Origin of the sequence: Hoeflea sp. (assembly GCF_039975035.1) — a bacterium.
In the GTDB taxonomy this organism is placed as follows: Bacteria; Pseudomonadota; Alphaproteobacteria; order Rhizobiales; family Rhizobiaceae; genus Hoeflea.
The window spans coordinates 1-12,460 of sequence record NZ_JBDWHW010000086.1; the positions used below are offsets into that span (position 1 = coordinate 1).

15 protein-coding genes are annotated in these 12,460 nt (G+C 59.5%); 8 read left to right on the forward strand and 7 right to left on the reverse strand.

The features are described 5' to 3' along the window. The 8 genes from ABJN75_RS07160 to ABJN75_RS07195 form a co-directional block, all read left to right on the forward strand. On the forward strand, positions 1-798 hold a 798-nt coding region (locus ABJN75_RS07160; RefSeq protein ID WP_348438185.1), incomplete at its 5' end, for a homogentisate 1,2-dioxygenase domain-containing protein. Positions 799-1,006: 208 nt separating this feature from the next. After that, a complete protein-coding gene (locus ABJN75_RS07165; RefSeq protein WP_348438187.1) occupies positions 1,007-1,957 on the forward strand; it encodes an MBL fold metallo-hydrolase in 951 nt (316 codons plus the stop codon). 31 nt (positions 1,958-1,988) lie between these two features. Continuing rightward, complete coding sequence (locus tag ABJN75_RS07170; RefSeq protein WP_348438189.1) at positions 1,989-3,614, forward strand: FAD-dependent oxidoreductase; 1,626 nt, start codon at positions 1,989-1,991, stop codon at positions 3,612-3,614. 2 nt (positions 3,615-3,616) lie between these two features. Continuing rightward, positions 3,617-3,814: a DUF2783 domain-containing protein gene (locus ABJN75_RS07175; RefSeq protein ID WP_348438191.1), complete on the forward strand. Its 198-nt coding sequence runs from the start codon at positions 3,617-3,619 to the stop codon at positions 3,812-3,814. Positions 3,815-4,011: 197 nt separating this feature from the next. Further along, entirely contained in the window at positions 4,012-4,281 is a 270-nt protein-coding gene (locus ABJN75_RS07180; RefSeq protein WP_348438193.1) for a hypothetical protein, read from the forward strand. A gap of 173 nt (positions 4,282-4,454) precedes the next feature. Continuing rightward, entirely contained in the window at positions 4,455-5,024 is a 570-nt protein-coding gene (locus ABJN75_RS07185) for a type 1 glutamine amidotransferase domain-containing protein (protein WP_348438195.1), read from the forward strand. 107 nt (positions 5,025-5,131) lie between these two features. Beyond that, positions 5,132-5,542: a host attachment family protein gene (locus tag ABJN75_RS07190; RefSeq protein ID WP_348438197.1), complete on the forward strand. Its 411-nt coding sequence runs from the start codon at positions 5,132-5,134 to the stop codon at positions 5,540-5,542. A 207-nt stretch (positions 5,543-5,749) separates the two neighbouring features. Next, the gene (locus ABJN75_RS07195) at positions 5,750-6,178 is read left to right on the forward strand and encodes a thioesterase family protein (RefSeq protein WP_348438199.1); all 429 of its coding nucleotides are present in this window, start codon (positions 5,750-5,752) and stop codon (positions 6,176-6,178) included. Positions 6,179-6,199: 21 nt separating this feature from the next. Here the strand turns inward: ABJN75_RS07195 and ABJN75_RS07200 are convergent, their stop codons facing one another. The 7 genes from ABJN75_RS07200 to ABJN75_RS07230 form a co-directional block, all read right to left on the reverse strand. Continuing rightward, positions 6,200-7,144, reverse strand: a complete 945-nt coding sequence (locus tag ABJN75_RS07200) for a branched-chain amino acid ABC transporter permease (RefSeq protein WP_348438201.1) — start codon at positions 7,142-7,144, stop codon at positions 6,200-6,202. Continuing rightward, positions 7,144-8,034, reverse strand: coding sequence for a branched-chain amino acid ABC transporter permease (locus ABJN75_RS07205; protein WP_348438203.1), 891 nt, complete (start codon positions 8,032-8,034; stop codon positions 7,144-7,146). The genes ABJN75_RS07200 and ABJN75_RS07205 overlap by 1 nt, the downstream gene beginning before the upstream one ends. Next, a complete protein-coding gene (locus ABJN75_RS07210; RefSeq protein WP_348438205.1) occupies positions 8,031-8,750 on the reverse strand; it encodes an ABC transporter ATP-binding protein in 720 nt (239 codons plus the stop codon). The genes ABJN75_RS07205 and ABJN75_RS07210 overlap by 4 nt, the downstream gene beginning before the upstream one ends. Continuing rightward, complete coding sequence (locus tag ABJN75_RS07215; protein ID WP_348438207.1) at positions 8,747-9,520, reverse strand: ABC transporter ATP-binding protein; 774 nt, start codon at positions 9,518-9,520, stop codon at positions 8,747-8,749. Before ABJN75_RS07215 ends, ABJN75_RS07210 begins: the two co-directional genes overlap by 4 nt. Positions 9,521-9,657: 137 nt before the next feature. After that, positions 9,658-10,860 (reverse strand): ABC transporter substrate-binding protein, encoded by a 1,203-nt coding sequence (locus ABJN75_RS07220; RefSeq protein ID WP_348438209.1) that lies wholly within the window; start codon positions 10,858-10,860, stop codon positions 9,658-9,660. Between the two features lie 70 nt (positions 10,861-10,930). Beyond that, a complete protein-coding gene (locus ABJN75_RS07225; RefSeq protein ID WP_348438211.1) occupies positions 10,931-12,022 on the reverse strand; it encodes a cupin in 1,092 nt (363 codons plus the stop codon). A 147-nt stretch (positions 12,023-12,169) separates the two neighbouring features. Then, a partial coding sequence (locus ABJN75_RS07230) for a tryptophan 2,3-dioxygenase family protein (protein ID WP_348438213.1) occupies positions 12,170-12,460 on the reverse strand: 291 nt, incomplete at its 5' end.

Consider the following 12,460-nt stretch of genomic DNA (forward strand, 5'->3'; position numbering starts at 1 on the left):
AAGGAAATCGCCATCCTGCCGCGCGGGCTGGTCTACCGCGTCGAACTTGTTGACGGCCCGGCACGCGGCTTTGTCTGCGAGAACTACGGCCAGAAGTTCGAACTGCCCGGGCGCGGACCAATCGGCGCCAACTGCATGGCCAATCGCCGCGATTTCAAGACACCGGTGGCAAGCTACGAGGATCGCGAGGCTCCCTCAACCCTGACCATCAAGTGGTGCGGCCAGTTCCATGTGACCCGATTTGGCCATTCGCCGCTCGATGTCGTCGCCTGGCACGGCAACTACGCGCCGGTCAAATACGACATGCGCAATTACTGCCCGATCGGCGCAATCCTGTTTGACCATCCCGACCCGTCGATCTTCACCGTGCTGACCGCCCCCTCAGGCGTGGCGGGCACGGCAAATATCGACTTTGCCCTGTTCCGGGAACGATGGATGACGATGGAGAACACCTTCCGCCCGCCATGGTATCACAAGAACATCATGTCGGAGCTGATGGGCAACATCTACGGCGAATATGACGCCAAGCCCAATGGCTTTACGCCGGGCGGCATCAGCCTGCACAACATGATGCTGCCGCATGGCCCCGACAACGAGGCTTTTGAAAAGGCGACCCACGCAGATTTGAAGCCCAGCAAGCTCGACAACACCATGTCGTTCATGTTCGAAACCCGGTTCCCGCAGCATTTGACAAGCTTCGCGGCCAAGGAAGCCCCATTGCAGGATGACTACATCGAGTGCTGGGACAGTCTGGAAAAACACTTCGACGGAACGATCGAAGGCAACTGGGACAAATAGGCACCTGGCGGGTACACTGGCGGCAACGCGTTTGATCGTGTGCGTGCGCTGGAAGTCACGCACATTCATGGAAAACGGCGACACAGCAACCTTGCGCGGGTGGAGCGTGGGGCGGTCGACACCGTACCGGATCCGGAGATTGCAGCAGCAAGCTGCTGTCTGCGGTCGAACTGCCCGAACGGGCGCAAGAAACTTGAGGAAGACATAAATGGCCAAGGCATTCGCATCACAAGGCGACATGGAAGACAAGAAGATCAGCTTCACCAAGATCGGCGAGGGTCTTTACGCCTTTACCGCAGAGGGGGATCCCAACACCGGCGTGATCATCGGTGATGACAGCGTCATGATTGTCGAGGCGCAAGCCACCCCGCGTCTCGCCCGCAAGGTGATCGAATGCGTGCGCTCGGTCACCGACAAGCCGATCAGCCATGTGGTCCTGACCCACTATCACGCGGTCCGGGTGCTCGGCGCATCGGCCTATGGCGCGCGGGAAATCATCATGTCCGACACCGCCGCGGCCATGGTCGAGGAGCGTGGGCAGGAGGACTGGGACAGCGAATTCGGACGCTTCCCGCGCCTGTTCCAGGGCCATGAGGAAATACCCGGCCTCACCCGACCGACCACCACTTTCTCGGAATCGATGACGGTGTATCTGGGCAAGCGCCGCGTCGACATCATGAAGCTGGGGCGCGCTCACACCGCCGGCGATGCGGTCATTTGGGTGCCTGACCAGGAGGTGATGTTCACCGGCGACATCGTGGAATACCATTCCGCCTGCTATTGCGGTGACGGGCATTTCTCCGATTGGGCCGAAACGCTCGCCAACATCGCGGCCTTTGAACCCAAGAGCATCGCGCCTGGACGCGGCGATGCGCTGGTCGGTGAAGAGATGGTCGCCAAGGCACTCGCCGCGACCGCGGATTTCGTCGAAAGCACCTACAAGCCGGTGGCGCGAATCGTGGCGCGCGGCGGCAGCTTGAAGGAAGCCTGGGACGCAGTGCGCGCCGCCTGCGATCCGAAATTCTCCGACTACGCGATCTACGAGCATTGCCTGCCGTTCAACGTCGCCCGCGCCTACGATGAAGCCCGTGGCATCGACACACCGCGGATCTGGACCGCCCAACGCGACAAGGACATGTGGGACGCCCTTCAGGGCTGAGCGGAACAATTTCTTCGGGAGGAGGAAACCCATGCTGCAGGATCGCTATTCGCTGGCCTTCAGGCTTTATCCCTATGCGAGATCGGACGATCAGGACGCCGCAAAACCCGTCCGTCATCCGGTGGTGGTGGGCGGCGGCGGACCGATCGGTCTCGCCATGGCGCTTGATCTTGGCCGTCAGGGCATTCCCGTCGTGGTCCTCGATGACCACGAGGGGATCGGCATGGGCAGCCGGGCAATCTGTTTTTCCAAGCGTGCGCTCGAAATCGCCGACCGGCTTGGCTGCGGCGACGCCATGCTCGAAAAGGGAGTTGTCTGGAATGTCGGCAAGGTCTTCCATGATGACCGGCAGGTGTTTGAATTCAATCTTCTGCCTGAGAAAGGTCACAAGTATCCGGCCTTCATCAATCTCCAGCAACCCTATTTCGAACGCTTCATCTTCGAACAGATCGAGGCCGAGCGCGCCAGGGGTGCACCGATCGAGATCCGCGGCAAGAACCGCATCGATGCTGTCGAGGACAAGGGCGATCACGTCGAGATCTCCGTGATGACGCCGGATGGCCCCTACTCGCTGCAGGCAGACTGGCTGGTTGCCTGCGATGGCGCCGGGTCGCCCTTGCGCGGCATGCTTGGCCTCGATTTCGAAGGCCGGGTGTTCCAGGACAGCTTCCTCATTGCCGACATCAAGATGAAATCCACGAGTTTTCCGACAGAGCGCTGGTTCTGGTTCGAGCCTTGGTTCAAGTCCGGTGCCTCGACGCTGTTGCACAAGCAACCCGATGATGTCTGGCGGGTCGACTTCCAGATTGGCTGGGATATCGACCGCAAGGAAGAGATGAGGGAAGAAAACATCCGCAAGCGGCTCGACGCCATGCTCGGTGCGGATGTGGAGTACGACATTGTCTGGTCATCGATCTACACGTTCCAGTGCCGGCGGATGCGGAAGTTCAACCACGGACGGGTGATTTTTGCAGGCGATTCCGCCCATCAGGTTTCCCCGTTCGGCGCGCGCGGCGCCAATTCCGGCATGCAGGATGTCGACAATCTCGGCTGGAAGCTTGGCCTCGTTGTAAACGGCAAGGCACCCGAGACACTGATTGAAAGCTACAACGAGGAACGGGTACACGGCGCCGACGAGAACATCCTCAACTCGACCCGGGCAACCGATTTTATCACGCCGAAATCCAGGACCAGCCATATATTCCGCAACGCCGTGCTGGATTTGGCCGCGGATCTCCCGTTTGCCCGCAGTCTTGTCAACTCCGGCCGGCTTTCGGTTCCCTGCACCTATGACGGACTTTCGCTCAACGGGCCGGATCAGCTTGCGGGCGGCCCGGCGCGCACTCGCACAGGCAGCGCCTGCCCCGATGTTCCGCTGGGCGACACTTATCTTCTCAACCGCCTCGGCGGCGAATTCATCATCATGACCATCGATGCGGATGCGCCAGACAGCATCGAGGAAGACGGCATCACCGCCCGCCGCCTCGCCCTGAGTGCAAGCGACGATCCCAGCGGCGCTCTGGCCGAACGCTATCTCGGCTCGGCCAGGGCTGCCGTCTATCTCATTCGTCCCGACCAGCATGTGGCGGCGCGTTGGGACAGTTTCAATGAAGCCGCCCTGCGCAAGGCCTTGCGCGAAGCCTGCGGAAAGGACTGACCATGGCCAAACTTGTCACATCGCTGAACATTGCCGCGCCGGATGATTTTTACGAGAAGCTGATCCGCGCGCATGAGGGGCTGTCCGACGATGACAGCGCCGCACTCAACGCTCGGCTGATCCTTGTTCTGGCCAACCATATCGGCGACGCGGAAACATTGAACGAGGCTTTGGAAGTTTCCCGCAAGGCGGCACGCTGACTCCAAATTACCCGCCCCCCCAGGCCGACCCGGACCAATCGAAACTCCAGGCGATACGGCCCCGCCGGATCAGCATGCAGACTTATCTTATTCGCCCGCGCAGCCTCGAACCAAAGGCTCACATCGCACCAGCTGCCGTTACCACGGAACCAGCTTCACCCTTGCTGCGTTGACCTGGCGTAACAAAGGAGAATGCCATGCCGGTGATGAAAAACGGTTCGATGATAGATCCTGTCGACGCCCAGGTAGGCGGCGATGGCGATATCGATGGGATTGCCCAGACCATAACCGGAGACGATATCGATACGGTCCTGATGTCGCCGTCGCCAGTTGAACAACGGATCGGTACGCTGCGGGAAATGCGCGTTGAGCTCGAAGCCAGGTCGCACGCCGACCGGGGCGGTGAAATAGCACCGCTGCTCAACCAGCTTGATGCGGCCATTGCGCTGCTCTCGATGCGGGCTTGAGCCAACTCACACGAACAAAGCGTAGTCTGACGCGGGCGGAGCCGATACCGGCTTGTCATCAGTTGCGGCTGTCTAATGCCGACCAGCAGGCGGTTCGATTCACCCAACCACGGAACTCAACCGCACCGCCTGCGTTGAACACTTGTAATTCTCGAAAAACAGGGAGCCATTCCATGTCCAATCTGGAAAACGCCAAGATTCTCATCATGTCGACCAACGGCTTCGAGCAGTCTGAACTCGAATACCCGCTTGAGCATCTCACCAAGGCGCGAGCCACCGTTCATGTCGCCACCCCGGACGGCAATGCGATCAAGGGCTGGGACAAGGATGACTGGGGCCATTCGGTTGATGCGGACATGAAGATTTCCGACGTCCAGGTCGACGACTATATTGCACTGGTCCTGCCGGGCGGTCAGATCAATCCCGATCTGTTGCGGGTCAACAGGGAAGCTGTGCAACTGGTGCGTGATTTCGTGACCGGTGACAAGGTCGTCGCCGCCATCTGCCATGCACCGTGGCTGCTGATCGAGGCCGGTGTCATCAAGGGACGTGAAGCAACGTCCTACCACTCCATCCGCACCGACATGGAAAATGCCGGCGCCAGGTGGAAAGACAGCGAAATCGTCATAGACAACGGCATCATCACCAGCCGCTCGCCTGAGGATCTGGAAGCTTTCGTTTCCAAGATCATCGAAGAAGTGAGCGAAGGCGAGCACCACCGCAAATCAGTCCGGGCTGCTTGAACCCGGATCCGGGGCAGTTGCCAATGTGGCTGCTCCCGAAATGACCATGATTGGCTGCGACAGTCGTGAAGCCAGATTTCAACCCTGAATTTCAGCCGGGAGACTGCATGTCACACCTACCAGTACCGCACAAAACACTCATCGTCGTGGGCACCGGAGAAGGCGCCAAATTCTACCGGAACTCCGCCAAGAGCGGTGACCTCAAACTGCAACACGAGCACAATCTCGAACCTGGCGATCTCGCCGATCAGGGCCCCGCAGGCAAGCAGCCGCCCGACACCTCAGCAAAGGAATCGATGGAGGCGACGTTCGCCAAGCTCCTTGCCAATCATCTTTATGATCTTGCCCAGGCGCACAAGTTCGACGATCTCATCCTGGTTCTCGATCCCGATACGCTGGGCGAAACCCGACCCAGCCTGCATTCGAGCGTGACCGACAAGATCCGGCTGGAACTGCCCAAGACATTGTCGAACAGCACAACCAGCGATATCGAGCGCTCCATTCTGGCAGCGCTGTAAAACGCTGACGACCAAGGCCGGGTCTACCACCCGGCCTTTTTTCACGTTCTGCGTCTTCTTGAGCCATCAGCTCCCGCCACCCGGACTGGCCCAAGTCATCGAGCGCAATGGATTGACATCGACAGATACTGAATGCACCAGCGGTTGCCTCATCGCTCGCCTCATGCGACATGACCGGACAGAGGAGTTTAATTTCAGGGGGGAACAATGTCCGTCAGCTACTCAACCGACCGCATGCTGCATTTCGGCGATTGCGATATATCCGGCACCGCCTACTATCCGTCCTACCTCAACCTGCTCAATGGCGTGAACGAGGAATTCTGGTCGGCGATCGGTTTCCCATGGCATGAGATCATCTGGAAGGAACGCTGGGGCACACCGACCGTGCATCTGACTTGTGATTTTTCCAAGCCGTCATTCTTCGGCGACACGCTGACGTTCGAGCTGACAGTCACCAAGGTCGGAAGATCGTCGATGACGCTCGAGCACACCGTATTGTGTGGCGACGAGAAGCGCTGGACCAGCAAACAGGTGCTGGCGGCCAGCCAGCTTGATGAGCATACATCGATCCCCTGGCCCGATGCGGTCCGCGCCAAGCTGGTCTCGTTCCTGCCGCAGCAAGAGCCGGCTGAATAAATTCCTGCCCCTTCGGGATGGTCAGTCGGATCTGATCTCTGGCGATTTCTCGGGCACCAGGCCGGAACGGAATTTCTGCAACACGAATTGCAGCAGCAGCCCGACCAGCAGCATGCGGATATAGGACGACCGGGTGATCCATTCCGGGGGCAGGCGACTGGTGAAAATCTCGGTCGCCGACCATATGAACCAGATCACCAGCGCGCCGGCAATGGCGCCCCTGTTGTTGCCCGATCCGCCTGCCATCAGCATCACCCAGACCAGGAACGTCACCAGCAGCGGCTCGGTCGCCGATGGCGACAGGAACTTGAAGTAATGCGCCGACAGCCCACCGGCCAATCCCATGATGGCGCAGCCGATCACGAAGGTCTGCAGGCGAAACCAGTCCACGTCCTTGCCGGCCGCGCGTGCTGAATCCTCATTGTCGCGGATCGCCCGCAATGTTCGCCCCCACGGGCTGACATAAAGCCGCTGGCACAGGATGTAGACACCGGCGACGCACAACCAGACCACCGCCAGATAGAGAAGATCGGCCTCCCTGCCCTGCACCACATCGCCAAACGGACGCGGCACCCCGGAAATGCCGAGACTGCCGTTGGTGAGCCAGGATTCGTTGACAATCACCAGCCGCAGGATTTCGGCGATACCGACGGAGGCCATCGCCAGATAATCACTCTTCAGCCGCACGCAGATCTTGGCCACCACCCAGCCGGTCAACCCGGCCACGATCATCGCCGCCGCCAGCCCAAACGGGATCGGCAGGCCAAACCCGCCCAGATGTTTCGAGGACACCGCAGTCGTGGCGATGGCAGATGCGTAGGCACCCACGGCGAAGAACCCGGCGATGCCCGCGTTGAACAGGCCACCCATGCCCCATTGCACATTCAGCGCCAGACAGAGAACCGCATAGATTCCGCCGGCAATCAGCACGCTGACGAGATAGAAGAACAGTCCGGTCATCTCCATTACAGCAGCCTCCCCTTGAACAGGCCCTGCGGCCGGAACAACAGCAACGCCACCATGATGAAGAAGGCGACAGCGGATTTGTAGGACGGTGAAATGAACGCCTCATCGCTGAACCAGGTGAAGGTCAGGGTTTCCTCCGCGATGCCAATGATCAGTCCGCCCGCGATAGCGCCCATCGGCTTGCCGATGCCGCCCAGCACCGCTGCCGCGAACATAGCCAGCAACAGGTTCCAGCCCAGATTGGGATGCATGCTTGTGTCCATGCCGGCAAACACCCCGGCGGTCGCCGCAAGCGCTGCGCCGATCACCCAGGTCCAGCGTATCACCCGTTCGGTATCGAGCCCGGCCACAGCCGCCAGTTCCGGTTCGTCAGACACGGCCCGCATCGCCCGGCCCAGCTTCGAACGGGTCAGGAAGAAATGCAGCGCAATGGCAATCAGCACCGTGAGAATGATCACCTGCGCATGCAGTTCGGAAATCCTGAAAGTATCAAGCAGCACCATCGGCATGCGGACGCCCGAAGTGAACACCTGGTTTCCCGAACTCCAGAACAATTGCGCCAGCGAGCGGAAGATCAGCGCCACGCCAAAGGAGGCAATCACCGTATAGATCGTCGGCAGCTTTCTCAGCGGCTTGTAGAAGAACTCATCGACCACCAGCGCCGCCACGATCGCCAGCGCGATGCCGAACGGCAGCAGCAGCAGCGGATTGACCGGAATCAGCCAGACCGCGGTCAACACGCCATAGCCGCCGATGGTCATCAGATCGCCATGGGCGAAATGCGCGAACCGCAGGATCCCGAAAATCATCGAGATACCCACCGCCCCCAGCGCATAGACACTGCCGATTGCAAGTCCTGGAACCAGATACAGGTTGATGAAATCGATCATGCCGAGGCACCCCCGAGGAAGGACCGCCGAACCGCATCGTCATTCAAGAGCGCCTCGCCCGTTCCTGATTTGAAATTCTTGCCGCTGACCAGAACGTGACCATTGTCGGCAATGCGCAAGGCCTGCTTGGCATTCTGCTCCACCATCAGGATGGTCACACCGCGCTTGCGGATATCGAGCAGCAGATCGAAAATGATTTCGAGATAGGCCGGAGACAATCCAGCCGTCGGCTCATCGAGAAGCAGCAATTTCGGCTCGCTCATCAATGCCCTGCCCATTGCCACCATCTGGCGTTGCCCGCCGGACAATTCACCCGCAGCCTGACCGAGCTTGTTCCTGAGATCAGGAAACAGCGACAGCACATTCTCACGCACCGCTTCCTTGTCTTTCGGTGGCGCGGCATAGGTGCCGACGTCGAGGTTCTCATCCACGTTCAGGGTCGGGAACACATTGTGGCTTTGCGGCACCATGGAAATGCCCAAAGGCACAAGTTTGGCTGTCCTGAGCTCCGAGATGTCCTTCCCGGCAAATGAGATTTCACCCCCGGAACGGGCAGTCAGCGCGAAGATCGTCTTCAGCAGGGTCGATTTACCCGCGCCGTTGGGACCGATGATGACCGCGATCTCATGCTCGGCAATATCAATATTGATATTCTCGATAATCGGCACACCGCCATATCCGGCGGTCAGCCCCTTCACCGACAGCAACGCGCTCATGGCCGGGCCTCATATTTTCCGCCGCCGAAATAGGCTTCGATGACGCGCGCATCCTGGCGCACTGCGTCCACTGTCCCTTCCATCAAAAGCGTGCCCTGCGCCATGACGATGACCTCGTCACAGAGTTTGGAGACATAATCCAGATCGTGCTCGATCAGACAGAAGGTCAGCCCCTGCTCCTTGTTGAGCAAAAGGATCTTGTCGGAAATCTTGGCGAGCAGCGTCCGGTTGATGCCGGCGCCGATCTCATCAAGCAGAATGATCTTGGGTTTGCGCATCAGCGCCCGGCCAAGCTCCAGCAGCTTCTTCTGGCCACCCGACAGGTTGCCGGCTTTCTCGTCCTTGACCTGATCGATTTCGAGAAAACTCACCATGTCGCGCGCCGCACGATAGGTCGCTTCCTCTTCCGCCGCAAAGCGTCCGCGCCGGAAGATGACGTTGAACACATTCTCGCCAATCGGGGTTGCGGCAGCGGCCATGAAATTCTCGATCACGGTGAGTTGTGAAAACTCGTGCGGAATCTGGAAGGTACGTGCCAGACCGCGCGTCGCCCGCTCATGCGGTTGCAGCCCGGTGATCTCCTTGCCCTCGAGCAGGATACGTCCCCCGGCAAGCGCGACGTGACCGGCGATCGCATTGAACATCGTGGTCTTGCCCGCCCCATTGGGGCCGATCAATCCGGTAATGCGGCCCGCCGGGATGTCGAAACTGACGTCATCGACGACATTGGGGCCGCCGTAACTGACCTTCACATGTTCGACTGAAATCATCTGCGCCCCTTGTCGCGGCTGTTTTCAACCGCTGGCGATGCCTTTCGTAACCGGTCAGTACCGGCCCGGTGGCTCGCGCTTTGTATTGGGCCCTCCCCGGAGACCGGGAAGGGCCGCTTCAGATCACTCAGGCAGGATCATTCAAAAATGGCGATCTGCTTGTATTTATCGCCATCGACGACAAACTTGCCGATATAGCCCGCGACATCGCCGTTTTCATCGAAGTCATAGGCGCCGCCGGCACCGTCATAATCGATGTCCTTGCCTTCCTTGATCAGCGCCTTGGCCTTTTCCCATTCGCCCGGGCCGACTTTCTCACCCGGTGCGGAGGCAACCGCGCGCAGCGCTTCGGCCATCTTGGCCCGGTCGGCGGAACCTGCCTGCTCGACAGCAAGCAGCGTCAGGAACGTGGCGTCATAGGTCTGGTCGACGAACGGCTTGTCGGCGCCTTCCTTGAATTCGGCATTGTAGAGTTCGTGCAGCTTTGCCTGACTCGGGTTGTCAGCCGGCGATGTCGGCGCCGAGAAGAACGAGGTTGCCAGCCCTTCCGCGCCGATATCGGCGATCAAAGCTTCATCGCGCAGGCCGTCAGTGCCGATGAACCTGGTGAACAGACCGCCTTCGAGCGACTGCTTGACGATCTTGCTGCCGGAATCGCCGGCATAGGCAATCACCACCAGCGCGTCGCCGCCGGCCTTGGAAAGCGTCGCAAGTTCAGACCGGTAGGAGTTCTTCTTTTCCTCATGCTTGACCTCGGCCACGACTTCGCCGCCAAGAGCCTTGTAAGCTTCGACAAAGGTGCCGCCGATACCGACGCCGTAGTCATTGTTGACATAGGTCACCGCAACCTTCTTGAGGCCTTCGTCGAGCACCATCTTGGCCAGAACCTTGCCCTGGAAGTTGTCCGACGGAACGATGCGGTAAAGCAGATCATTGTCCTTGATGTCTGTCATCGCTGGCGATGTCGCCGTGGGAGAGACCTGAACGACGCCAGCCGGAATAGCTGCGGCCTCGGCCGACGCGATTGTCGTCCCCGACATCAGCGCACCCATGATGATCGGCACGTTTTCGATGTTGATCAGCTTGCCGGCGGCATCGACCGCGCCTTGCGATGATCCGGTGGTGTCGCCAAACACCGCGATGGCCTGACCATCAAGCAGACCACCCTGTTCGTTGACCTGCTTGACCGCGAGGTTTGCGGCATTCTGCAACGGCGGGATGAAACTTGCGATCGGACCGGTGATGTCCATCAGAAGGCCGATCTTTGTGTCTTCGGCAAGCGTTGACGCGCAGGACGCGAACAAGGCCGCGATGGCCAATGCATATGTTGTTTTTTTCATTTCACTGCTCCCATGTTTTTGTTCGGCCCTTTTTTTCGTTGAGCATCTGCGGGCTGCCATCACATGACGCTCAGATTGCCGTTGTCACCTCGGTCCTGAAAGAACCGGGAAGTGTCACCTCCAGCAATTGGAGATCTTCGGTGGGTTCACTGTAGCGCGTCGCCATCTTTGGAGGAATAACAAACGCATCTCCTTTTTCCAGTCGGTAGGGCTGCTTGCCCTCACCTTCCAGAACCATGCTGCCCGACATCACGAAATTGAACAGGATGTCGCAATCATGCCGCATCCACACCGGATTTGCCTGGCCAGTCGGACGAGCCACCATGACCGATGCCACGCCCCTGGTGTTGTCGTTGATTGTTGTGTCGCGCGCTTCGAACCCGGGCACCCGGAAAGGTTTGAAAACCCCGTCGCTGGCAAGACTGTGAACAAATTTCTGCCCGTCCCATTCCCGGTCGGGATGCTCGTCCGGTGTCGGCAGGGTCATCGAATGATCGATTTCCGTGACGTGCGCCGCCGGCACGCCGATCTCGATGACCTCGATCCCCTCGGCTGCGTGCAGCACCTTGTGGCGGATCTGCGGCGGCTGGATGAAGCAATCGCCGGCATGCAGCCTGCGCGGCCCGCCCTGGTCCTCGTAGAGCACGTCAACCCAGCCGTTGATGCAGAAAATGAGCTGAAATCCAACCTTGTGAAAATGCACCATGTCGGGCACCGGGCCATCAGGCACCCGGATGTGCGAGGCGATCATCGCGCCACCAAGCCGCGTCGGCACCAGATCCCGATACGACATGCCGGCCCGGCCAATGACCCAGGGCGCCTGATCGGCCAGCCTGCGAACCACAAAGGCATGCTCGGTCTCGGGCATGACCAGCGGCGGGTTGAGTTCATCGATCTCTATTCGCGTGCCATTGGGGGCAACCAGTTCGCGCTTGCCATCGGCGAAATTGTCGGGATCCTCGGTCAGGATACGCAATGTGCCGGGTGCTTCGGCAGCCCCCTTCTGGATGCGAATGCGCAATCCATGACCCGACAACACGGCTACTTCCGGATCATCCGCCGGGTAGATCATGTCGAGACGCATTTTCAGGGTCTTGGTGTAGAACGGCAGATCGTCGCGCAACTCCGAGGTCGGCAATCTGATTTCCGCGCGTGTGTCCAATCTGCCCTCCCAAGCAACCATTCGCCGTTTTCGATCCGGGTTGGTCATCAGCGATGGCGCCCCCCAAAATTCAACGGCATTTCAAGACTATCGAAGTCATTACATATTTCAAGGCTAAAATAAGTAACCTTCGCCCCTGCAAACCACTTACAACTCGGTGCGCACCCGCCACAATTCCGGAAACAATTCCACATCCAGCATGCGCCTCAGATAGCTGGTGCCACCGGTGCCGCCGGTGCCGCGCTTGAGCCCGATCACCCGCTCCACCGTGGTGACATGGTTGAAGCGCCAGCGCCGGAAATAATCCTCAAGATCCACCAGTTTCTCGGCCACCTCATAAAGCGCCCAATGCTCTTGCGGCGCTTCATAGACAGTTTTCCAGCCGGCGGTCACGCCGTCATGAAGCTGGTGCGTTCGGCTGACATCGCGCCCCAGCAC

Excerpts from the sequence above, each read along its gene's own strand:
- ABJN75_RS07200 (WP_348438201.1), bottom strand. The coding sequence starts at position 7,144 with ATGGAGATGACCGGACTGTTCTTCTATCTCGTCAGCGTGCTGATTGCC.
- ABJN75_RS07190 (WP_348438197.1), top strand. The coding sequence starts at position 5,132 with ATGTCACACCTACCAGTACCGCACAAAACACTCATCGTCGTGGGCACC.
- ABJN75_RS07180 (WP_348438193.1), top strand. The coding sequence starts at position 4,012 with ATGCCGGTGATGAAAAACGGTTCGATGATAGATCCTGTCGACGCCCAG.
- ABJN75_RS07175 (WP_348438191.1), top strand. The coding sequence starts at position 3,617 with ATGGCCAAACTTGTCACATCGCTGAACATTGCCGCGCCGGATGATTTT.
- ABJN75_RS07165 (WP_348438187.1), top strand. The coding sequence starts at position 1,007 with ATGGCCAAGGCATTCGCATCACAAGGCGACATGGAAGACAAGAAGATC.
- ABJN75_RS07195 (WP_348438199.1), top strand. The coding sequence starts at position 5,750 with ATGTCCGTCAGCTACTCAACCGACCGCATGCTGCATTTCGGCGATTGC.
- ABJN75_RS07210 (WP_348438205.1), bottom strand. The coding sequence starts at position 8,750 with ATGAGCGCGTTGCTGTCGGTGAAGGGGCTGACCGCCGGATATGGCGGT.
- ABJN75_RS07185 (WP_348438195.1), top strand. The coding sequence starts at position 4,455 with ATGTCCAATCTGGAAAACGCCAAGATTCTCATCATGTCGACCAACGGC.
- ABJN75_RS07220 (WP_348438209.1), bottom strand. The coding sequence starts at position 10,860 with ATGAAAAAAACAACATATGCATTGGCCATCGCGGCCTTGTTCGCGTCC.
- ABJN75_RS07170 (WP_348438189.1), top strand. The coding sequence starts at position 1,989 with ATGCTGCAGGATCGCTATTCGCTGGCCTTCAGGCTTTATCCCTATGCG.
- ABJN75_RS07205 (WP_348438203.1), bottom strand. The coding sequence starts at position 8,034 with ATGATCGATTTCATCAACCTGTATCTGGTTCCAGGACTTGCAATCGGC.
- ABJN75_RS07215 (WP_348438207.1), bottom strand. The coding sequence starts at position 9,520 with ATGATTTCAGTCGAACATGTGAAGGTCAGTTACGGCGGCCCCAATGTC.